Source organism: Actibacterium atlanticum (assembly GCF_000671395.1).
In the GTDB taxonomy this organism is placed as follows: Bacteria; Pseudomonadota; Alphaproteobacteria; order Rhodobacterales; family Rhodobacteraceae; genus Actibacterium_D; species Actibacterium_D atlanticum.
The window spans coordinates 215,001-236,739 of record NZ_AQQY01000005.1 but is presented as its reverse complement, the minus strand read 5'-3'; the positions used below and the strand labels follow the sequence as shown (position 1 = coordinate 236,739).

Sequence of the window (21,739 nt, the reverse complement as noted above, 5' to 3'; positions counted from 1 at the left end):
ACGGTGGTGGTGGGGAAACGATGGTGCCTGGGGGGCAGCATATTTTTGTTGTTCTTCCCTGTCCGCCGGTGTCCGGAAGCGCCATCTACACATCTGATATTAATACACTAATTGTCTCAGCCTGTCTTGAACTGTACGGATCTATCCGCTACCTCTAGGGGGATAAAAAGGTGGATGCATGAGCATGGTGCACATGCGTGCGCGCAATCGACTTTCGGCAACATTCGTGAAGACCGCCCCGGTCGGCAAGCATTGTGACGGAGCTGGTCTGTGGCTCGTGAAGCGCGAGGACGGGGGCGCTCAGTGGGTGCTGCGAACGACCGTCCATGGCCGAAGACGCGAGATGGGCTTGGGCGGGTATCCCGATGTAAGCTTGGCCCATGCACGTGAAGCCGGGGACCGCTGGCGCGCCGTCGCCAAGTCCGGACGTGATCCGGTGAAGGAACGCGAGAAGGAAGCGAAGGCGGCGCGGAGGGAGGACATCTCGCTCTCGGTGATCACCCAAGACGCATTCGAAGCCCGCATGGCGGAGTTGAAGGGCGATGGGAAGGCGGGCCGCTGGATGTCGCCGCTCGAAAACCACGTCCTGCCGAAGCTGGGGAAGGTTCCGGTGACCGACCTCGACCAACGCGACATTCGCGACACACTCGCTCCGCTTTGGCACACGAAAGCCGAAACGGCGCGCAAGGCGCTGAACCGGCTCTCAATCGTTCTTCGCCACGCGGCGGCACTGGGCCTGGACGTCGACTTGCAAGCGACCGAGAAGGCAAAGGCGTTACTGGGCAAGTCCCGCCATGTTGCGAAGCACATCCCTGCGATGCCATGGCAAGACGTGCCGGACTTTTATGCCAGCTTGTCGGAACAGACCCCGTCGCATCTTGCCTTGCGGCTGTTGATCTTGACCGGCGCTCGCTCCGCTCCTTTGAGGACCCTGCATCTCGATCAGATCGATGGGGATGTCTGGACGATCCCCGGCGAGGCTATGAAGGGACGCAAGGGCGCGACTGAAGACTTCCGTGTTCCCCTGTCGAGCGAAGCTCTGCACGTGATCGACGCCGCCCGCCCCTTCGCCCGAAATGGCTTCCTCTTCGCCAACTCCCGCAAGGGCGTGATCAGCGACATGACGCTCTCACAGCTTATGAAGCGGCGGGAGCTGCAGGCTCGCCCGCATGGGTTTAGGACGTCGTTGCGGACGTGGCTGGCAGAAGCGACCGACGCCCCGCATGAAGTCGCGGAGGCGATGCTGGCTCATTTGACCGACAGCAACGTAGTGCGGGCTTATCGGCGGACCGACTATCTCGATCAGCGGCGGGAGCTGGCCGAACGCTGGGCCAACCATGTTTCCGGCAGTTGTAAATGATCAATTTCGGCAGATGTAAACCATTGATGTTTGATGTATTTTTTCCTTGCGCCATCTGATCGCACCTGATAGGAAAAACAAGCGATACGGCGCTCCCAAGGCTCGTCACATGGGGGTTAGCTCCCGTCCCGCGAGGGGGAGCAGCGTCATAACCTGACTAGACAGTTGGAGTATGACGTGATGGGCGATGTCCCAGACAACATTGAAGACTTGATCCGCGAGAGGGTCGACGAGCGCGTCAGCGAGGCTCTCGACCACGCCAGAGTCGTCGTGCCGATGTGGCTCAACACCTCGAAGGCGTCGGAATACCTTGGCATCAGCAAGAAACAACTTGAAGCGTGGCGATATGAGGGGCTTGGTCCCGAATACGTGAAGCGTGGTCGGCTGGTTCTCTATCCTCGCGTTGGCCTCGACCTCTGGCTTCGGGAGGGCACGGCATGAACAGGTATCTGACCCTCGCTGAAGTTCGCGAGAAGCTGGGAAACCGCTCGCGCTCTGCGATCTACGAAGACCTCAACGCTGGACGACTGCCCAAGCCGCTGAAGTTGGGCGGGAAGCTTTATTGGCCCGAAGGCGAACTCGACGAACACCTTCGCGACCTTCGCGAGAACGCGGGGGCATGACGATTGCAGACGAAAGACTTCCTCAACCGTTTGGGCATCACCCGCCCGACCCTCTCCTTTCGAAGCCAAGATGGCGTCTTTTGGACCCGGCAATATGACGGCATCGACGACGCGATCCGCGACGCGATCTATTGGAATGGGCGCGGCTGCTGTGTCTAATTCGTCCTAAACGATCACGACCGCTCGCCTCACGAGTGGGTCATGTCCGGACCGAGCGTCCGCCATGGGAAGCTCGCCAAGCCCAGAGAAATCGACGTTATTGCCGTTCGGGGTCTCGCCATCGACGTCGACAATGTGACCGACTGGATCGCCGCGAGGGCGCCGGTCGTGGACTACCTCCCGCCCACCTTGGGCTGGATCACTGGCGGCGGGATGCAGTTCGTCTGGCTCTATCCTGAACCGATGACCGACGTCCCGCGAGCCAAGGGTCAGAGCGAAGCGTTCACCGAAGAGATGCGCGAGGTCGTCGGAGAGTTGGGCGTCGTGGACAGTACCCAGAGCGTGGACCACGTTTTCCGACTGCCGGGGTTCGTGAACCGGAAGCCCGAACGAAAGGGGCGGCGCGCGCGTCTTCCTCGAAGACTGGGACCAGCGCATCGACCCCGACGAAATGTCGGAGGCGTCCGCCTCGGTTGGGCTGAAGGGGATCGTCCCTGTCAACCTGTCCATCGATCACGATGTCTGGGACGAAGAGGCAGTCCGGACAGTTCTGGATGCCTCTGAAGCTCCTGACCGACTGTAGCGGCTACGGCAGCCGGTCGGAGTGGATGTTCGCGTTCATCGGCGGGGTTCTGGGCGGGATGGATACGATCCCGGACGAGATGGAGGACATGGTCGCCTCCTGCCTTCTCAATCCGCGATGGCCGATCTCGGACTATGCCTACGTCGACAGCGCCGGGAAGCCCAGACGGGACCCGGAGGGCGAGATCGAACGACAAATCGGAAAATGGCTCGCCAAGAACGGCTTCAAAGCGGTGGAGGGCTGAACCATGGCACACGCTCGCACCGAAAACATGAAGGATCCCGTCGCCGTCGGTCAGATGATCGCGGAGACCGCGCCGCTCGTCGTCTTCGACGAGGATTGGCTGATGCACACCGGGGACCATTGGAAAAAGACCCGCCTCGGATCGATCAGCTTCAAGCAATTCGTGAACCGGTTCGCCGTCCAGTTGATGGGGGAGACGCCTAAGAAAGCCAAGTTCGCGGAGATCATCCACGCGATGGAGACGGCGGTCGAGATGCCAGAGGCGTTCGAGCCGGTCCCGGGGAAGATCGCCTTCCGGAACGGCGTCCTCGACATCGCCTCCAGGAAGCTGGAGCCGCATTCGCCCGAATTCCGGAACCGCCACGCGATGCCCTTCGATTTCGATCCCGATATCGGCGACGCAGTCGAGTGGTTGAAGTTCCTCGACAGCGTGTGGGATGGCACGCCGGACCTGATCGAGTTCCTTCAGCTCTGGATCGGATACAACCTCTTGGACGACACCAGCCAGCAACGGTTCGTGAACCTCGTCGGGAAGACCCGGAGCGGAAAGGGGACGATTGCCCATGTGATGACACGTCTCAACGGGTCGGCGAATGTCGCGGCGCTGGAACTGGAGGGGATGGAGGGCGCGTTTCCCTTCGAGGGCGCACATGGCAAGAAGATCCTGATCATGTCCGAGACGCGGATCGACCGGGCGGACGTTTCGACTATCGTCAACCGGCTCCTTCAGATCACCGGCGAGGACATCGTCGAGGTCAAGCGGAAGTATAAGCCGCCCCTGCCGACCGAGAAGCTCCCCGGACGGATCACGGTCCTCTCCAACGAGACGATGAAGCTCCGGAAGCCAGTGATCATGTCCCGGATGATCGTCCTTCCCATGCCCAAGAGCTTCTTGGGAAAGGAGGACCCCAAGTTGAAGGAGAAGCTCGACGCGGAGCTTCCGGCGATCCTTCACTGGGCGCTCGAAGGTGCTCGGAAGATGCTCGCCGGAGCGAGGCTCGAACAGCCGGAGAGCGGTCAGGCGGCTCGAGATGGGCAAGCGGACGACATGATGGGACCTGTCGCCCGGTTCGCCGAAGAGATGCTGATCAATACCAGCGAAACCAAGGGCGACGCATGGACCGCGAATAACAACCTCTACCGGGAGTTCCGGGAGTGGTCCGACCGGCGCGGGGATCGCCTTCCGGTGGCCCACGACACTATGATCGCCGAACTGCGGAAACTGGGCTTCGAGGAACGTGGTGCGAAGTTCGCGATGAAATCCCGGTGTGAAGCCCTTGCGACACCCCTGCGACGGGTCATGCGACAGGCCAAAGCCCAAGGAAACAAGCCAATGCGACACCTGCGACACCCTATCCAGAAAAGTTTGAAAAGATGAGTATGACGGCTGGAGAATTACACAGAGAGAGTTTCCCCGTTGGGGTGTCGCAAGGGTGTCGCTAGCCTTTACTTTCATGGCTTGGAGGGTGTCGCATTGCGACGCCTTTCGGCTCGATTTCCCGCCCAATTCGCTTGATCCGCCACCTAAAAGGCGGTAGAAATTCAAAGGGGGATATATAGGTGGATATAACTTTTACGATACTAAAATAAACGTATGTAATCAATATCTTCCTGATCCAACTTGGTGCCTTACATGGAAATCTAACCTGTCGCTGCAGTTAGCAGCGCAACGGTCTGGGCGGCCTATGAATGTATGGGGGCATTTGCTGCCTGAACCACCAGATAGGAGACGACGACATGTCGCCAGCCTTCGCCGACCGGTTTGGACCGCCCACTACGAAGTTTAGCGCCGGTTCAAAGCACCCCGACCTCAAGGAGGCTCTGAAGGAATGAGCGAACCGGCAGTCATAAAGAACGAAGGCGGCCACACTCGCCGCATCGGCAAGAAGGGCCTCCAAATGATCGAAGAGATGGCGGCTGGCGGGATGTCCATGACATCAATCGCCAAGACGCTGCGGATCGGGAGTCGCACGTTCTACGACATCCGACGGCGCCAGCCGGAAGTCGTAGAAGCACTGGAGCGCGGCTACTCTGCTATGGAGGATCAACTGGTGAGCGCTCTGAAGGAGCGCGCCCTCGACCCAGACCGAAAGGATAGCACGGTCGCCGCGATCTTTCTCCTGAAGTCGCGGCGCGGCTACGAGATAGGTGACCAGAAGATCCCGTCCCACCTGACCATCGTCAACAACGACAATCGCCAACAGGTGATCCAGCTACCCTCACCTGCGGATCGCCAAGCATACCTGAAGCGGATCGCGGAGGTCGAAGATGGAGCGACTTAGCGCATTTCAAGCCTCAACCCTAGAAATCCCAGAGACGATGAACCTCGCTCTCTTGGGCGCGCGGGGTGGCGGCAAGACGACTGCCGGTACGGCGATCTCCTTCCAGCATGTCGAACGCTACGGCTCCGCCGCCTCGGTCTTAATCGTCCGCCGGACCTATAAGGCGCTCGCGGACTTCGAGGACGAACTTCTGGGCATGGCGAACCAGCTCTTCGGCGGCTCGTTCACCTACAACCGCTCCGACAAGATTATGCGGCTCGCGAATGGCGCAAAGATCACCCTTCTCGCTCTTGAGCGGGAGAGCGACTATTTTGCGAAGGTTCAGGGCAAGAATGTCACGCTCCTGATCGTCGATGAGGTCACCGCTTACCAGTCGGAGCGCCTCCTTCGCATTCTGCGTTCAAACCTCCGCGCCCCACAAGGGGTTCCCACTCGAGTCGTGTATCTGGGAAACCCCGGCGGACCTCTCCATGCTCGCATCTTCGAGCGGCACGTCCGGGATCGGCGGAGCTAGGTCCCGTACACAATCCAGCACGAAGGCGACGAGAAAGGCGGCGAGGAATGGGTCACGGTCTTCTCCGGGCCAGCAGACAATCCATTCATTGACCAGCAAGCCTACATTCGGAAGCTCCGGGAGGCGTGTCACGGCGATCCAGTCCGGTTAGCTCAATGGCTTTTTGGAGACTGGACGCAGGGCCAGGGCTTGATGTTCCCAAGCTTCGATCCGGAGATTCACATCGCCCGTGCAGAGGTCGGCGCCATTGATCCAGATCGGTGGATCGTGAAGGTCGCCATAGACTGGGGCATCTCGTCTCCATCAGTTGGGCTGTTGGGTTCGTTCGCCAAGCGCGACATGAACTTCACCGATGGCAGCGTTCTACCTCGCGGGTCCGTCATCATCGAGGCCGAGGTAAATGATGCAATCTTCGGAGAGGAAAGTCTGAACAACTCAAAGGAGTGGACGGCGGACCGGCTCGCGGAGCGTATTACGAGCGTCTGCGCAGACTACGGCGTGAAACGTCCCCATGCGGTCGTCGATGATGCTCGCGGGCTTCAAGGCGAGAGCGTGATCGAGATGATGCGGTCGACCGGCGGCTTCTGGAACATCTCGAAACCCAGGAAGGGACGCCGGTCAGAAGGTTGGGCCCATATCAACTCGATGCTTCAGGCGGCGGCGGAGAAGAACCCGGCCCGCCCGCATCTCTACATTAACGAGCGCTGCAAGCTGCTTCTCGCCACCCTGCCGAATGCGGTTCGGGATGAAAACGACCCGGACGATTGGAACGACACTCCTCACTGTCCGGACCACGCGGGGGATGCACTCCGCTACCTGCTCGCAGAGAGCCTGGTCAAGCCCATCACCGTCGGTCGGACCGTCGGCCTTTATTGACTTCGCAGTTGGATAGAAACGAGTGCGAAGTGGTCAAATCAAGTGAGAGGATGATTGCTAAGCTTTTGGGCGCGCAATCAAGCGAGTTGAGTTCAGTGTTCTTGCAGATCTCCGGTCAATGCTCTGCGAAGTGCCTTGTGAATGGCAACCATCGCCCAGGTATCGAGTGTGCAGTATTCAACAAGATCAGCATAGACCTTCTCCCGCTCCGGGGTGTCCGGATCGGTTAGTGTCACGTTTTTCCAAAGGCGCGAAGCGCTTCCGCCTTCCTGGATATCGAGATCAGAGTATGTGACCTCCGGTACCAGTACCGGCAACACCGCCTTGATCGACGCACTGCCCCTAAACGCCGGATCAGTAATCATGCCTTCCGAAAAGGGTTTCATAAGATCGATCACGCGCGCGTTCACATCCTTCAAGAACGCAGCGTATTCAGGGAAGGTATCCGCCATCTCTTTGTTGCGGGCTTTCTCGAACCCCTCATACCAAACCAGGACCGAGCCCGTATCGCCGATATCTTCGCGCAGTCGCGACAAAAGGGCCGGCATCGGGTTGCTTCGATCGCGGTGCAGATACTCGCGATGCTCGATCTCGCCGCGAGGTTCTCGCTGAATGTGAAGCGCATACTGAAACGGCACTTGCTGATAAGGTCGCGTCCCATTCCAGGGCGGCAACAGGCTCTGCGATGTCTCGTAATCAAAGTAGTAGACTGGATAGACGATCTCGCTAAGAAAGCTGCTAAGCCTGTCCTTTTCGACACAGCGCTCTCCCCGCGCAAGGGCGCTTAAGTATCGCTTGGTCGACTTGCCAAGAATTGACGCATCCTCGATCTGATCGATCTCCGTGATCCCGGTCTCGATGAGCTTGTAGGCCTTTTCGGCGGTCATAAAGGGCAGCCTGTGAATGCTGTTGTCCTTAAGGGGCGGGTCGAGCTTCTCTCGGATCGTTAGCCACTCGTCGTAGGACTTCAGCTTGGCTCGCTCGGGCCCGGGATCAAACATGCTCCCGCTGGCGGCAACATCCAAGGCGTGGTCGATCCTTATCTTGGTCTTTTCGAGTTGGCCTTCAACTTTGTCCGTGATATCGGTGATGCTAACCAGTTGCCCAGGGTCGATCTCACCTTCTTTCACATACTTGTTGTTCACATGCGCAACTTCACTGCGTGTGATCGGAAACCCTGCGGCCTCAAGCACCACACGCTGAAAGGCGAGGTCGAAAGTATGTTCAGTCTTGGCTGACGTACTGCTTTTGATTTCTGTCAGGACGTAACCGTCACCATCGCGGCTTACGATGTCGGATATGCAGGTGATCGGTCCGTCCTCGTACCGACCTTGCGAGTTCTGTCTTGTAGAATGCCTTGTCCCGGTTGGGGCCGGAGCGCCGCCGAACCACCACGCAGGTGAGACGGAGTCATTTTATGTCATTGATGGACAGATTGGTTTCATGGTCGACGGCAAGGAAATCCTGGCAGGTCCTGGCGATCACGTCGCAATTCCTGATGGTGCCGTTCACGCGTTTCAGGCTGTTGGAGACAGACCGGCCCGCCTCTTGATCTTCAACGCCCCCGGACACATGCACGACAGATTCTTTACCGGAATCGGACAGCCGCTTGCCGAGGGCCAAACGGAACTGCCCGAACCCGGCGAGCCGGATATTCAATCAGTGTTATCCATCGCGGAGAGTGTTGGCATGACGTTTGTGGCTCCGGACGAAGCGCCGGCTTGATACGGTCCGCAAATCGTGAGCACGACAGGCACGGGACGCAGACAGCGCCCGCACATGCACTACCCAAACATGACAAAGTCGGCGTGTCCTGCAAATTGTGAGCTCAACCAGCCTCATATGCTTCCCTTGAAGAAATTGGCCGGTAAGCGGGCGGAGCAGATTGTTGTTTGCATCCGAGAGAGTGCGCGCCCGAAGCACAACGCCGCCCACGCCACAACAATGCCCAAGGTTGGCAAGGCGCCGTTCCGGGGGTCGGAACGGCGCCGATACTATCCCGATCCGATAGTGGCTTATTCGATCAGGCCGATTTGCTTGTAGAAAGTGTGATTGTCCCAGAACAGGTATTCTTCATCCATCACTCCTTCGTCTGTCCAATGGCCGATTGTGGCCATGGTCAGCTTGTAGCTTTGGCCGGTGGGTTGGATGAACTGGTCGCCACCGATCGGCATCGGCTCTGAAAACGTGCCTTCGATCACACCGACGACGCCGGTCCATTCACCCTGGCCGATGCGAACCGGGTGGGTCTCGATCCGGGTATCCGGTGCAAAGACGAAAAACGCCTTGAGGTCTTCGATGTGCACGTCGAGGCCTTCGGTCACGCGGCCATCGGGCCAGTGCAACTTGATGTCGTCGGCGTGGCTTTCATGCAGCCGGTCCCATTGCTGGTTCGAAAACACTTCGAAATCGAGCATGTCGAAGGTTTCCAGGTTCCGGGCTATGCGGGCGTCTTCGGCCTGGCGCTCGGCCAGTTCGGTCAGCGCAGCAATTGTGACCTCGTTGTCCTGTGCGGGGGCGACGGTGCCAAATGTAGCGGCCATGACGGCGGCGGTGATAAGGGTTGCGGTTTTCATTTCAGCTTTCCTTTGCTCTGTGACCTGCATCTCATTGATGCGATGAACGGAACATAGGACCGCTATTTTCGGCCTTAAATGTTGAATTTATGGTATCACTTGGAACAATTTATTCATAATATGCGACTACAACACATCCGAGGATTTTATGTCTTCGACGGCAAAGTCGATCAGCGCACGGATTTTCCGGGGCAGCGCCCGACCCTCCAGGTAGACGGCATTCACGGTGGTCGTGTCGCCGGCATAGTCCTGCATCAGTTCAACAAGTGTACCGGCCGACAGCCCGTCGCAGATTGCAAAACGCGGGGCATAGGCGATGCCGAGCCCGTTGGCGGCCAGTTCTGCCGCGGCGCGTGCAGAATTGACTTGGAAGCGCCCCTGCACCTGCACCTCCAGATCCTCTTGCGCCTTATGAAAGACCCAGCGCCGCGGCGCGCGGCGGTTGGTGTCGACGATGCAGGCATGTTGCACCAGATCCTCGGGATGTTCGGGCGGGGCTTGCGCGGCGAGATAATCGGGGCTTGCCACCAGACGGGAGCGCAACTCCCCCAGTTTGCGTTCCTTCAGCGAGAGCATGTCCGAACGGCCGATGCGAAAGGCCAGATCGATTCCGTCACGCGCGAGGTCCACATAAGCGTCGCTGAGACGCAGATCGAAGGTCAGGCCGGGATTGCCGTCGGCAAAGCGGCGCAGCATCCCGGCGACGTAGAGCTCGCCGAAAGTGACCGGCGCCGAGACGCGGATCACCCCGGTAAAGCCGCGTGACCCCTCCGACACCTCGGCCAACAGGTCATCAAGATCATCAAGCAAAGCAGGCACGCGCGCCAGAAGGTCCTCGCCTGCCGGGGTCAGGCCGACCTTGCGGGTTGTGCGCTGGAACAGCCGCACGCCAAGCCGCGCCTCAAGCTCGGCCACATATTTCGAGGTCAGACGGTTCGATACGCCAAGCTGATCGGCTGCAGCGGTGAAAGACCCGGTTTGAGCCGTCGCCACGAAGGCCTTGAGTTCATCGGTCAGGTCCATGGTAGCCCATTGCGAACAATTTGTGGATAGTCATTCTATAGCTTCGCTATTTTGTTGATTGTTTGCAAGCCGTAAATAGGGGGCAGACCACAGGCCACCGTGATGTGGCGAACGAAAGGAGTAAGGACATGAAAATCGCAGTTATTGGAAATGGTAATGTCGGGTCCGGCCTTACCGCAGTATTGGCCAAGGCAGGTCACGATGTCGCTGCCTATGGCAAAGAAGACGATCTGGCCGCCGCCGTTGAAGCCGCCGAGGCCGTGATCCTCGCCACGCCATTTGGCGCGGCCAAGGATGTGACTGGACGAGCGAACTTCACCGGCAAACTGGTGATTGACGTATCGAACCCGGTGACAGACGATTTCTCGGGCCTACAGGTCGCAGGCAACAGCTCTGCCGCAGAAGAGATCGCAGCTCTGTTGCCCGGTGCCTCGGTCGCAAAGGCGTTCAACACCATTTTCGCTCAGCACTACGGCTCCGGTTTGACCATCGGTGACCAGCCCCTGCAAACCTTTGTGGCCGCGGATGATGACGCCACGCGCGCGCAGGTGAAATCCCTCGCAAGCGAGATCGGACTTGTCCCGGTGGATGCCGGACCTCTGAAAAACGCCCGCTACCTTGAACCGCTGGGTTTCATGAACATCCAGTTTGGCTATGTGCTGGGGCAGGGCGCTGAGATCGCGCCGCAGTGGCAGGCCGCGTAACCCCTGAAAGGAGACAAAATCATGACCCACTCTTCCAATGCCGACTACGCGGCAACCGTCTTGCGCGTGTCCAGCGGCGTGCTTTTTCTGGCCCACGGGCTACTCAAGGTGAACGTTTTTACCGTTGCAGGAACCGTCGGCTATTTCGAAAGCCTGGGCCTGCCCGGCCTGTTGGCCTATCTCACAATTTTCGCTGAACTGGCCGGCGGTGTGGCCCTGATCTTGGGCGTGGCCACCCGGTTGACCGCGCTGGCGCTGATCCCGGTGCTGCTTGGCGCAACCTGGGTGCACTCGGGCAATGGCTGGCTGTTTTCGGCGGAGGGCGGCGGATGGGAATTCCCGCTCTACTGGGCCGTTGTGCTTGGCGCGACCGCCCTGCTTGGAAGCGGCGCCTTCGCATTGAAAACCCCTGGCCTGCAAAATACATTGGGCCGTTTCGCCTGAACATACAGGGGGCGTTTTCGAGCGCCCCCCAAAATCAACGGAGCACCGTTATGAACACCGCGCAATCCCTCAATGACCTCAAAGAGCGGCTCTCTCCGAGCGAACGGATGCCGCTGGTATTCCTTGGTCACGGCAGCCCGATGAATGCCATTGAAGACACAGAATACAGTCGCACCTGGACCGAGCTGGGCAAGACACTCCCCCGGCCCAAGGCCATTCTTGTCGTGTCAGCGCATTGGATGACCAAGGGTACAACGCTGGTGGATGTGTCGGCAATGCCGCGCACGATCCATGATTTCTATGGCTTTCCAGACGCCCTGTTTGCACAGCAATATCCCGCCAGCGGCGACCCGGAGCTGGCGCGCGAGGTGGTGTCGTTGCTGGCCAGCCACCATGCCGAAGAGGATGAGACCTGGGGTCTCGATCACGGGGCCTGGACGGTTCTGAAGTACCTGTATCCCGGCGCGGACGTGCCGGTTTTTCAGATCTCGATCGATATGCGACAGGATCTTGGCTATCAGCTTGAGATCGGTCAGACCCTGTCCGAGCTTCGCGACCGGGGAGTTCTAATTCTCGGATCGGGCAATGTCGTGCACAACCTCGGCGCGGTCCGCTGGGCCGCGGGCAGCGCGCCGCATGACTTTGCGCTCGAATTTGACAGGCTGTTTGCCGAAAGGTTGCAAGATCGGGATTTTGCTGCATTGGCGGATCGCAAGGGCCTTGGATCGCTGCTGCGCATGGCGCATCCGTCAGTAGATCATTATTTGCCCGCGCTGACCATCGCGGGGGCCTCGGACAATCGCGACGCCCTGAGCTTCATGACCGACGATATCGACCTCGGGTCGATCTCAATGCGCTCCTTTGTATTTCACGCGGCTTGAGGGGGACGAAACGATGCTCGTCGATGGCAAATGGATGGAAAACTGGCAGCCGGTGCAGAAAGCCGATGAAAAGGGACGCTTTATGCGGCAGGTGTCCAGCTTTCGCAACTGGATCACGCCCGATGGCAGCGCCGGTCCGACCGGCGATGCAGGCTTTAGGGCTGAGCCTGGGCGGTATCGGCTCTATGTTGCGCTGATCTGCCCATGGGCGTCACGGACACTGATCGCTCGCAAACTCAAAGGTCTGGAAGACATGATCCCGGTCACGGCGGTCAACCCGACGCTCAGCGATCAGGGCTGGGCCTTCGGCGGTTATCCCGGCAGCGATGAGGACCCCTTGTTCGGTGCGCAGTATATGCATGAAATCTACACACGGGCCGACCCGCATTTTACCGGGCGTGCTACAGTACCGGTGCTGTGGGACGAAAAGCTTCGCGTGATCGTGAACAATGAAAGCGCCGACATCCTGCGCATGTTCGATACGGCTTTCGAGCATATCGTGCCGTCCACCTACCGGCTGTACCCGGGGGCAAAGGCCGCCGAGATCGACGTGTTGAACGCTGTGGTCTACGAGAAACTCAACAATGGCGTTTATAAATGCGGTTTTGCCGGCACGCAGGAGGCTTATGACGAAGCTGTGGAAGGCGTGTTTTCAACGCTCGACATGTTGGAGGCCGGTCTGGACGCGGATTACCTGTTCGGCGACGACCTGAGCGAGACCGACATTCGCCTGTTCGTCACGCTGATCCGATTTGACGCCGCCTATCACGGCCTGTTCAAAACGAACCGCCGTCAGATCGCAAGTTACCCGCGGCTATCGGCGCTGATGGATCGTATCTATCGCCTGCCGGGCATCTCTGAAACGGTGAACATGGATCACATCACGCGCGGCTACTACTCGATCAAAGCGCTTAACCCAACGGGCATCCGTCCCGTTGGCCCCGCTCACATCACAGCGCTGATCTCGGAAAACTAATCGCGTGTGCACAGAGCCATTGATCGTTGTCCGTGTAGGCCAAAGGCCGCCGCTAAGTCAGGAACGCGCTTGCATCATCTGCATGCGAGGGCGTTTCAACTGCGCTTGGCCGCTGCAAGACCGGTCGCGGCGCCTTTGAGCATGGATTGATCAGATCCGCTTACGAACAATGTTATCCCCTTGTCATGCCAATCAGGGATGTGCGCGGCATTTCCAACAAACAGACCAATCGCTTTGTCATGTTTCAGGCCAGCTGCGACGACGCGAAGTATCGCCTCGTCCAGTTCGTCCGATGGGTAGCTAGCCTGCATCGACTGCGCCAGATCGGCAGGGCCGATGAAAAGCATGTCAACATCTTCGATGGCTGCAATTTCGTCCAGATGATCCAACGCGCTGGCGTCCTCGATCTGGACCATCACCACGCTGGAGGCATCGCAGTTGCTCCGATAGTCCGGGATGCTCATGCCGCCGTAGTTTCCGGCGCGGGGGGATGGAGAAAGCCCGCGTTTTCCGCGCGAAAACCGAACCGCATTGCAGACCGCCTCCGCATCAGGGCCGTCCATCACATGGGGCACCATGACCCCGGCCATTCCCAAATCCAGAAGTGGCGCGATCCAATCGCGGGATGCGCCCCAGCGGCGGGACAATATCGGCATCCCTACCGCGCGCGACGCCAGTGCCATCATATCCATCTGGGCAATGCCAATCGGAGCATGTTCCTGATCAACAACGGCGAAATCGAGCCCTGCCTCTCCCAGGATCTCCACAATATGCGGGGCCGGTGTCTTGATGAATGTGCCGATCAAAAGCTCTTTGGCTTTGATCCGGGACCTGAGGTCTTGCATCTTTGCCTCCTCAGTTGTTCAAGCCGATGACATCGGCGGCGTTGCTGGCCATCATCTGACGGATTTCATCATCCGAACAGCCGAGCGCAAGGCAGGTCGCAACCCCGCGCTGGAACCCTTGGAACGGCGCAAGCGTCCCGACCTGTCCCAGATCCGAGCACAGAATTGTCCGTTCCGCCCCGACCAGATCGATAAAGGCACGCAGCTCGTCATTGGTGCGGGTCCTGAACTTGGACCCTTCGAGAAAGAATGCAAGCGAGTGTTCAACATAAGCGCCCATATCGGCGATTTCCTTGGTGTCCTCCATTGAGGCGCCAACGATGTCCTCGGGATGGGTAAAGATCAGCCGCTCAACCCCGCGATTGCGCGCTTCGGCAAAGACGGCCTTGGTTTCCGAGACATGGATATGGCCGCTGGCAAGCGCCATGCCGGTGGCGGCCATCACATCCAGAAGGTCAAGAACTTCGGGCCGCAGCTTGCCGTTTTCAAAGAGAGGCACCGGTGAAGCCTGGCGGATTTTCAGTGTCGAGGCCGGATGCGCCCAGCCCGAGGATTTTTCCCATTCCAGGTGGTTTTCGGCGGCCAGTGTCGGAAGCCAGACGATCCGCCCGCCCATCGCGCCAGTATGTTCAACCGCATGGGGGTTGATGCCACCTACCACGTTATTCAGCACGATTCCCGAAAACACCTTGGTTTTGAGGTCAGGAAAATGATCCGCAATCATCCGCGCACAGATCACGCCGGAATAGTCGTGATCCTTGGTAACCATGGCGGCAAAGCCGTTCTCTGAATAGATGCGCGCCAGTTCCAGATGGTCGACCGCGCGTGGCGCGATAGAGGGGCCGGAATGCACATGTGGATCAACCGTGCCCTTGAGGAGCTCGGCAATGCGCGCGGCTTCGTTGATTTCGATCTGTTCGACTTCGCTCTTATCTGGCTCGCTCATGTCAGGGCCTCCTTTTCCGTGGGGTTCGATATGCTTTGGGCTGGTCTCATCCTTTGCGTGACCAGGCTTCTTCAGGGACACTGTCAAGGGCGGTGCGCCATGCATCGCTGCGCTCGCAGGGCTGTTCGGCCTGGGTCAGCGCGGCCTGGGTTGCGGCAGACAAATAGGCCTGGCGTGCGGTGTCATCGGTGCGCGGCACGCCATAGCTGACAACCGGCTCGGCCACGTCAAAGCCCATATATTCCAGCGCCAGTTTGCGGATTGGCATCAAAAGCGGGCCAATCGGCCCATAGGCCCCGCCCTCGGAAAACCTCTCGGGCGTGCCGCCTGTGGTGACACTGATCATGGCGCGCCGCCCGCGGAACAGGCCGGTGTCAAAGCGCCGCCCGTCGACATAGGCAAAACCATAGCTCAGCACCCGGTCAATCCAGCCTTTCATCAGTGCGGGCGGACCGCCCCACCACAGCGGAAATTGCAGGATCAGATTGTCGGCTTCGGCCACGCGCGCCTGTTCCCGCGCGATATCGGCGGCAAAGCCGTCATGGCGCGCCGCATGGGCCTGTGCGGCCTGAATATGAAACTGGTCCTGGTCGGCCATGTCCCGCATGTCGTGACGGCCAATATCGGCGCGGAATCCCTCGGCGGCCAGGTCGGACACCGTCACCCGATGCCCAGCCCCTCGCAGCCCATCGGCCATGGCGCCAACCAGCGCGTGATTGAATGAACCCGGCGCGGGATGGGCCACGACAATCAGAATGTTGCGATTGTCGCACATGGTCTAGAACTCCACCCGATCAGCACCCTTGAGGTTGAGCATGGCGCGCGCCTCGTCCGGCGTTGCGATCTCAAAGCCCAGACTTTCGGCCAGCTCGCGGGCGATGCGCACCTGTTGGGCGTTGCTTGTGGCCAGTTCTCCGCGATTGGCAAAAAGCGAATCCTCAAGTCCGACCCGCATATTGCCGCCCAGCAACAGCGATTGCAGCGCGACTGGCATCTGGTGCCGCCCGGCACCGAGAACCGACCAGTGATAGTCATCGCCAAACAGCCGATCCGCCGTGCGGCGCATATGGGCGACATCCTCGGGATGCGCGCCAATGCCGCCCAGAATGCCAAAGACGCTTTGCACAAAGAACGGCGGTTCGATCAGGCCCCGCCCGACAAAGTGATGCAGCGTATAGAGATGGCCGATATCATAGCATTCCACCTCGAACCGTGTGCCGCTGGCCGAACAGGTCCTGAGCACATGTTCGATTTCGGCAAAGCTGTTGTGGAAAATTCGTGACCGTGAGCCTTCGATAAAGTCTTCTTCCCAATCGAACTTGAAGTCCTCAATCTTGTCGAGAATGGGGTAGAAGCCAAAGTTCATCGTGCCCATGTTCAGCGACGCGATCTCGGGCTGGAAGGTTGCAGCGGGCCGCAGGCGCTCTTCCACGCTCATCTGAGGCGAGCCACCGGTGGTGATGTTGATCACCACGTCTGAGCGTTGCTTGATCACCTTCAAAAAGGGTTCGAACCGATCAGGCGATTGGTCCGGGCGCCCGGTTTCCGGGTCACGCGCATGCAGGTGGACAATCGCTGCCCCGGCCTCGCGCGCTTCCAGCGCGGCAGTGGCGATCTCTTCTGCCGTGATCGGCAAATGGGGCGACATGGACGGTGTGTGAATACCGCCGGTGACGGCGCAGGTTATGATGATTTTGGGTTTGGTCATATCGGCTCTCAGAACAGCGCGCGGGGAATGAACAGCGTGAGTTGCGGCACCAGCGCGATCAATGCCAGAACACCGAGACAGATACCCACAAGCGGGAGCGCCTCACGGATGACACGCGTGACGGGTTCGCCGGAAATGGCCGAGGCGATGAAAAGTAATATTCCCACCGGGGGGGTGGCCATACCGATCACCACATTGAGCACCACGACCGTGCCGAACTGCACCGGGTCCATGCCGATCAGGGCCTGCATTTTCAGCAGGATCGGCATGGTCAGGATCAGGATCGAGATCGGTTCGAGGAACATGCCCAGGACCAGAAGAAAAATGTTGAGCAGCAGCAGGATCATCCACGGGTTCTCGGTGATCTGCAGCATGGCGTTGGCAATCAGGGTCGGGACCTGTTCGAGCGTGAAGACGAAAGACACGATGCTGGCCATGGAAGTGATGAACAGGATCGAAGCAGAGACCAGCGCCGTGGCAATCAGCGCGTTCCAGACGCGTTCGATGGTCAGATCTCTGTAGATAAACCCGATGACCAGCGCATATGCGACGGCGACGGCGGCGGCCTCGGTTGGGGTAAAGATGCCAGCCTTGATCCCGACCAGAATGATCAGGGGCAGGATCAGGGCAGGCAGCGTGCGCCGGGTGGCGGCCAGCCTTTCGGCCAGACCCATTTTTTCGGTCACTGGAAAGCCGTCGCGCCGCGCACGCCAGCTTGCATAGATCAGCAGGCCCGTGGCAATTGCGATGCCGGGCACTACACCGGCCAGAAAGAGCTGGCCAATCGACGCCCCGGAGAGAACGCCATAGATGATCATGGTAATCGAAGGCGGAATGATCGGCCCCATGACCGAGCTGACAGCGATCAGCGCGGCGGCGTAGGCCGAAGGCATACCTTGTTTCGACATGGTGGGGATCAGGATGGTGCCAAGCGCCGAGGCCTCGGCCGTGGCGCTGCCGGATATGCCTGCAAAGAAGCCCGACGACAGGATCGATACAGAGGACATTCCGCCGCGCCGATGCCCCACCATGGCGCGGGCAAAATTGACGATCCGGTCGGTGACACCGCCTACGTTCATCAGCGACCCGGCCAACAGGAACAGCGGAATGGTCAGCAGGACAAACTGATCAATGCCCGCGATCATCCGCTGCGGCAACATCAAGGCCATCATGCCGTTGCCCGACAGATAGAGATAGGCTGTGCCGCCAATCCCCAGCGCCAGCGCGATGGGGATGCCACTGGCCAACAGACCCGCGAAAACCAGAAAGAAACTGCTCATCAAGACGTCCCTTCAGACGGGGCAGGGCCGTCACGTAATGTGTTGTTCAGGAATTCGGGTCGAAACCGCGCGACCAAATCCGCAACGACATGCAGGGCCATCAGCGACAGGCCAACGGTGACCGAAACATAGACCCAGCGGATCGACAGCCCCAAGGGTGCGCCCGTAAGGGACTCCCAGATGAAATCCAACGCCGGAATGGTCTGGCGATCAAAGCGTGAGGCAAAGTCGTAGCCGTGCCACGCCATCAGCCCCTGAAAGAACAGGATCGGCACCGCCATCACGGCACTGAGCAACCACTTCCCGCGCGGGGGCAGTTGCGCGGGAAGGAAATCCAGCGACACAAATTCACCGCGGGAATAGGCCAGTCCCAGAACCAGAAAGGTTTGCCAGATCAACAGATAGCGGCACAGTTCTTCGGCCCAGATCAGCGAGTCACCGATCACATAACGGGCAAAGACCTGTGCGATCATGATACCCACGATCAGTGCCATGCACAGGCCCGCCAATACGCGCACGGTGCGGACATAGGCGCGGATGATCCACGGGGGGTGGGACACAGATGTCATGACTGCCTTTCTGGTTGTGCCCCCGCGATTTCAGGCCGCGAGAGGCGTGGGCTGCGGCGATTAACCAGCGGCGGCGACCAGTTCAGCAATCAGCGGATCCTTGGCCGCCCACTCTGCGGTCATGCCCGACACCTTGGCGCGCATCGCATCCTGATCCGTCAGCGCCAGCACTTCGACCCCTTTGGATTTGAGCGTCTCGCGTCCTTCGGCATCCTGGGTCTTGGCATAGGTCAGCGTGGCGGTGACGGACCGGCGACCGGCTTCGGTCACGGCAGCCTTTTCTTCGTCGTTCAGCGTGTTCCAATACCGGTCCGACATGATGGTCGTCATATGCCAGGGATAGTGGCCGGTCAGGGTAAAGTGTTTGCCGACCTCCCACAGGTTTTCGCCCAGCATCGAAGAGACGTTGATCTCCACCGCATCCAGAACACCGGTTTCCAGCGCGCCGTAGATTTCACCATAAGGCAGACCGACAGGGGAGGTGCCAAGCGTTTCCCAGATCTGCTTATGCAATGGCACAGGCACAATACGGGTTTTCATACCGCTCAGATCATCCAACGACGCCACCGGGTCTTTCACAGACAGGAAATGGCGCTGGCCGGTGTCGGCGGTGGCCAGGCTGACCAGACCGGCTTCGCGCAGATCGTCCTGAATTTTCTGGCCGACTTCTCCCAGAGCCAGTTCGCCGAAATGGTCGTAGTCCCGGACAAGGAAAGGCAATTGCCAGGCGTTCATGCCCTGACGGCCTGTCACCAACGGGATCAAAACTCCGGACACGGCGGTAACATCCATCGTACCCGCCACGGTCCCTTCCAGAAGCTGTTTGTCCCCGCCCAACTGACGGTTAGGGAAAATGGTGACATTAAACGCGCCGGGCATCAGCTCTTCCAGCGTTTCGGCAAAGCTCGTGGCGAGCTTGTGCCCCGGATGCACTTCGTTGGCAGCGTGAGCGATCTTCATGGACTTGCCCGCAGCCCGCGCCACATGGGGGGCGGCAAGTGTTGCGGAAAAAGCGGCTGCGCCAGTCTGTAAAATGGCTCTTCTGGTGATCATCGGTTTCTCCTCCCAAGTGATCGAGTATATCTGATTACTCGCCGGATTTATCCGGCGATGTCGGTTTGGTCTGGTTATGTGTCCCCTGGCATGGGGTAATCGTCGGCGTTCAAGACCCAGCCCGGCTTCATTGAGAAATCCATGCGGGGCGGACTGAAAATGTCGATAAGCTCATTGCAGCCTGCCCCTGTTGCGCGAGTGGTGTGGATGACTGGAGGGGGAATCACCAACATCGAAGGCGACGTCATTTCGACGGCCTTGTCCTCGCGCCAATCTGCCATATCGCTGGTCCAAGCCCATCGCAGATAGTGGGTAAAACCACCCTGCAACGCCAATGACCCCTGTTCGAAATCGTCGTGGTGATGCGGTGACATCTTTGACGGGTCGCGGGGCCCCTCAAAGGGCTCGAGCACATTGATCATCAGCGTGGTGCATCGAAAAATGCGGCCGAAGCGGCCCTCTTCGGACGGCACATCCAGACTGTAGGCGTGGATTTTCCAACCGCCCTTGGGTTCCGGCCACGGTTGAAAAGGTGGGATATGGGTTCGGGGCGTGTCATAGGCCCGCGCGTTGCCGCAGGCCTCAGCCAGATCGGTGTTTTGGGTCGAGAAGAGCCGCACCAGAACCCCGCCCTCGGGCAGTGTTACCGTGCTGTCACCGGGTGGCACAAAAACAAGACTGTTGCCCGGAACATCCAGACGCGTTCCATTCCATTCGATCACCGCGCCGACCTTCGGCAGGATAACGGCATATTCATCGATCTGCGCTTTGCGTTCGAATGTAGCGCCCCGTGCTGCCTCGGAATAGGCGACCAAAAAGTTATGACCGCGGTGCAGCCAGCTTTTGCCGGCGTCGGTCAGGACTTGCGGATCAGAGGCATAGAAGTACCCCTCTTGCTGCTCGGCGATCAGCCCGGTTTGCGCCATCGCATTTGTCGATGATTTGGGCGCCAAAGAGGAGCGCGGGTCAGACTTGTCATACATCGCTCATTCCTCTCGTGAGATGTCGAAGAGAGGAGAGCGGTTGCATTGGTTTATGTCGAACATTTGCCGTTCCCCCCTTGAAAGTGTTTCGCTAGACGATACACTGTATCTAGATGCGAAACATATGATCTAATCGGGATTGCTGTCAAGCGTGGTAACCGACAGGCAATTCGCCCCCTCTGTCACAGGCGGTTTTATGAGGAGAACGACAATTGAGTTCGGAAATTGACGACAAATCAGATGTGATACAAAGCGTGGCTCTTGCCTTGCAGCTGCTTGAAACTTTGGCAGAAACCGACACCGAGATTGGCGTTACTGCCCTGGCGAACGCCCTTGGAACAACCAAAAGCCGCATCTATCGGCATCTGCGTACGCTGGTGAAGCTCGGCTATATCTCCCAATCCGAAGAAACTGAACGCTATCGAATCGGTGCCCGATTGATCGCTTTGGGCAAGGCGGCATCTGGATCGGCTGACCTGTCATCTGTGGCCCTGCCGCACATGCGCGTCCTTCGCGACATAACGGGACATGCGGTCAGCCTTGGACAAGTCGAACAAGACGGCATCCGTATCCTCAATACGTTGGCCGGCAACATGCAGATCGAAGTGGGCGTTCGCCCCGGTTCGTTGCTCGGATTCACCAATTCAGCACAAGGCAAAGTTGCGCTGGCGTCAATGTCTGACCAAGACCGTGCCGCCCTGATCCCCTCAGAGTTGCCCGCTTCCACAGAGTTCACCATCACAGACCAAGATGAGTTTGGGGCGCATATAAGCGCGGTTCGCGATCAGCGTTGGGCGACTGCACCCAGCGAAGCAATGCGAGGCCTCAACGCGTTGTCTTGCCCGATTTTCGATGCAGACGGGAACACAGTCGCTACGATCGCAATCGTCAGTCTGACGCAGTATATCGAAACCCCGCCTGATCCAATGCAAGTACGGGCCGTTTCCGAGGCTGCCGGGCGCATATCAACCCAACTCGGCTGCCCCAAATATATTTGGGAAATTTGACGGCCTGAGTCCTGACGACCAACGCAGAAAAACCTCCCGATCCGATAGCGGAGATGTTGATTGCGTAGACCGCCGCCCCCAAATTCGGCAGCGGGCGATCAGTT

The 21,739-nt window shown here is 59.1% G+C and carries 26 protein-coding genes; 15 read left to right on the top strand and 11 right to left on the bottom strand.

All coding sequences use genetic code 11. The annotated features are described in order from the left end of the window. Positions 1-178 precede the first annotated feature (178 nt). The 9 genes from ATO10_RS09810 (at position 179) to ATO10_RS09770 (ending at position 6,640) form a co-directional block, all read left to right on the top strand. Positions 179-1,360 (top strand): tyrosine-type recombinase/integrase, encoded by a 1,182-nt coding sequence (locus ATO10_RS09810; protein ID WP_420313639.1) that lies wholly within the window; start codon positions 179-181, stop codon positions 1,358-1,360. A 180-nt stretch (positions 1,361-1,540) separates the two neighbouring features. Beyond that, positions 1,541-1,801 (top strand): helix-turn-helix domain-containing protein, encoded by a 261-nt coding sequence (locus tag ATO10_RS16525; protein WP_035250945.1) that lies wholly within the window; start codon positions 1,541-1,543, stop codon positions 1,799-1,801. Next, on the top strand, positions 1,798-1,983 hold the full coding sequence (locus ATO10_RS09800; RefSeq protein ID WP_035250943.1) for a helix-turn-helix transcriptional regulator: 186 nt from the start codon (positions 1,798-1,800) through the stop codon (positions 1,981-1,983). Before ATO10_RS16525 ends, ATO10_RS09800 begins: the two co-directional genes overlap by 4 nt. 3 nt (positions 1,984-1,986) lie before the next feature. Next, complete coding sequence (locus ATO10_RS16405) at positions 1,987-2,142, top strand: hypothetical protein (RefSeq protein ID WP_155886741.1); 156 nt, start codon at positions 1,987-1,989, stop codon at positions 2,140-2,142. A gap of 554 nt (positions 2,143-2,696) precedes the next feature. Next, complete coding sequence (locus tag ATO10_RS09790) at positions 2,697-2,969, top strand: hypothetical protein (protein WP_155886740.1); 273 nt, start codon at positions 2,697-2,699, stop codon at positions 2,967-2,969. A 3-nt stretch (positions 2,970-2,972) separates the two neighbouring features. Then, positions 2,973-4,346, top strand: a complete 1,374-nt coding sequence (locus ATO10_RS15975; RefSeq protein WP_051598066.1) for a DNA primase family protein — start codon at positions 2,973-2,975, stop codon at positions 4,344-4,346. Positions 4,347-4,797: 451 nt separating this feature from the next. Further along, positions 4,798-5,250 carry a hypothetical protein gene (locus ATO10_RS15970; RefSeq protein ID WP_051598065.1) on the top strand — a complete coding sequence of 151 codons (453 nt, stop codon included), beginning with the start codon at positions 4,798-4,800 and terminating at the stop codon, positions 5,248-5,250. Next, entirely contained in the window at positions 5,237-5,764 is a 528-nt protein-coding gene (locus ATO10_RS09775; protein ID WP_035250937.1) for a terminase large subunit domain-containing protein, read from the top strand. Before ATO10_RS15970 ends, ATO10_RS09775 begins: the two co-directional genes overlap by 14 nt. Before the next feature lie 189 nt (positions 5,765-5,953). Next, a complete protein-coding gene (locus ATO10_RS09770) occupies positions 5,954-6,640 on the top strand; it encodes a hypothetical protein (RefSeq protein WP_162174096.1) in 687 nt (228 codons plus the stop codon). Positions 6,641-6,732: 92 nt separating this feature from the next. Here ATO10_RS09770 and ATO10_RS09765 read toward each other — a convergent pair whose 3' ends face one another. Then, positions 6,733-7,932 (bottom strand): DUF2779 domain-containing protein, encoded by a 1,200-nt coding sequence (locus ATO10_RS09765; protein ID WP_272945299.1) that lies wholly within the window; start codon positions 7,930-7,932, stop codon positions 6,733-6,735. Positions 7,933-7,939: 7 nt separating this feature from the next. On the opposite strand from ATO10_RS09765, the gene ATO10_RS09760 reads away from it, so the two are divergent. Then, positions 7,940-8,365: a cupin domain-containing protein gene (locus ATO10_RS09760; protein ID WP_238323449.1), complete on the top strand. Its 426-nt coding sequence runs from the start codon at positions 7,940-7,942 to the stop codon at positions 8,363-8,365. A 290-nt stretch (positions 8,366-8,655) separates the two neighbouring features. Here the strand turns inward: ATO10_RS09760 and ATO10_RS09755 are convergent, their stop codons facing one another. Next, positions 8,656-9,216, bottom strand: coding sequence for an ester cyclase (locus tag ATO10_RS09755; protein WP_035250933.1), 561 nt, complete (start codon positions 9,214-9,216; stop codon positions 8,656-8,658). Between the two features lie 126 nt (positions 9,217-9,342). Continuing rightward, positions 9,343-10,239 carry a LysR family transcriptional regulator gene (locus tag ATO10_RS09750; protein WP_035250932.1) on the bottom strand — a complete coding sequence of 299 codons (897 nt, stop codon included), beginning with the start codon at positions 10,237-10,239 and terminating at the stop codon, positions 9,343-9,345. Between the two features lie 128 nt (positions 10,240-10,367). On the opposite strand from ATO10_RS09750, the gene ATO10_RS09745 reads away from it, so the two are divergent. Genes ATO10_RS09745 through ATO10_RS09730 form a run of 4 tightly spaced genes read left to right on the top strand, consistent with a single transcriptional unit; the run spans position 10,368 to position 13,244 of the window. Beyond that, positions 10,368-10,943 (top strand): NADPH-dependent F420 reductase, encoded by a 576-nt coding sequence (locus ATO10_RS09745; RefSeq protein ID WP_035250930.1) that lies wholly within the window; start codon positions 10,368-10,370, stop codon positions 10,941-10,943. A gap of 21 nt (positions 10,944-10,964) precedes the next feature. Beyond that, positions 10,965-11,387, top strand: coding sequence for a DoxX family protein (locus ATO10_RS09740; RefSeq protein ID WP_035250929.1), 423 nt, complete (start codon positions 10,965-10,967; stop codon positions 11,385-11,387). A gap of 50 nt (positions 11,388-11,437) precedes the next feature. Then, positions 11,438-12,268 (top strand): 4,5-DOPA-extradiol-dioxygenase, encoded by an 831-nt coding sequence (gene ygiD, locus ATO10_RS09735; protein WP_035250927.1) that lies wholly within the window; start codon positions 11,438-11,440, stop codon positions 12,266-12,268. A gap of 13 nt (positions 12,269-12,281) precedes the next feature. Then, positions 12,282-13,244, top strand: a complete 963-nt coding sequence (locus tag ATO10_RS09730; protein WP_035250925.1) for a glutathione S-transferase family protein — start codon at positions 12,282-12,284, stop codon at positions 13,242-13,244. Between the two features lie 95 nt (positions 13,245-13,339). On the opposite strand, the gene ATO10_RS09725 is transcribed toward ATO10_RS09730, so the two are convergent. From ATO10_RS09725 to ATO10_RS09690, 8 genes are all read right to left on the bottom strand, one after another. Further along, a complete protein-coding gene (locus ATO10_RS09725) occupies positions 13,340-14,089 on the bottom strand; it encodes an HpcH/HpaI aldolase family protein (RefSeq protein WP_035250924.1) in 750 nt (249 codons plus the stop codon). Between the two features lie 10 nt (positions 14,090-14,099). Next, positions 14,100-15,035: a DUF6282 family protein gene (locus tag ATO10_RS09720; protein ID WP_051598062.1), complete on the bottom strand. Its 936-nt coding sequence runs from the start codon at positions 15,033-15,035 to the stop codon at positions 14,100-14,102. 46 nt (positions 15,036-15,081) lie between these two features. Continuing rightward, the gene (locus ATO10_RS09715; protein ID WP_051598061.1) at positions 15,082-15,810 is read right to left on the bottom strand and encodes an NAD(P)H-dependent oxidoreductase; all 729 of its coding nucleotides are present in this window, start codon (positions 15,808-15,810) and stop codon (positions 15,082-15,084) included. Positions 15,811-15,813: 3 nt separating this feature from the next. Next, positions 15,814-16,743, bottom strand: coding sequence for a 3,5-dioxohexanoate:acetyl-CoA acetone transferase (gene kce / locus ATO10_RS09710; RefSeq protein ID WP_035250923.1), 930 nt, complete (start codon positions 16,741-16,743; stop codon positions 15,814-15,816). 8 nt (positions 16,744-16,751) lie between these two features. Then, positions 16,752-18,023, bottom strand: coding sequence for a TRAP transporter large permease (locus tag ATO10_RS09705; protein WP_035250921.1), 1,272 nt, complete (start codon positions 18,021-18,023; stop codon positions 16,752-16,754). Further along, positions 18,023-18,592: a TRAP transporter small permease gene (locus tag ATO10_RS09700; RefSeq protein WP_035250919.1), complete on the bottom strand. Its 570-nt coding sequence runs from the start codon at positions 18,590-18,592 to the stop codon at positions 18,023-18,025. Before ATO10_RS09700 ends, ATO10_RS09705 begins: the two co-directional genes overlap by 1 nt. A 60-nt stretch (positions 18,593-18,652) precedes the next feature. Beyond that, positions 18,653-19,645: a TRAP transporter substrate-binding protein gene (locus ATO10_RS09695; protein ID WP_035250917.1), complete on the bottom strand. Its 993-nt coding sequence runs from the start codon at positions 19,643-19,645 to the stop codon at positions 18,653-18,655. A gap of 74 nt (positions 19,646-19,719) precedes the next feature. Then, on the bottom strand, positions 19,720-20,628 hold the full coding sequence (locus tag ATO10_RS09690) for a cupin domain-containing protein (protein WP_035250916.1): 909 nt from the start codon (positions 20,626-20,628) through the stop codon (positions 19,720-19,722). Positions 20,629-20,870: 242 nt separating this feature from the next. On the opposite strand from ATO10_RS09690, the gene ATO10_RS09685 reads away from it, so the two are divergent. Then, positions 20,871-21,635 (top strand): IclR family transcriptional regulator, encoded by a 765-nt coding sequence (locus tag ATO10_RS09685; protein ID WP_337588304.1) that lies wholly within the window; start codon positions 20,871-20,873, stop codon positions 21,633-21,635. Positions 21,636-21,739 lie beyond the last annotated feature (104 nt).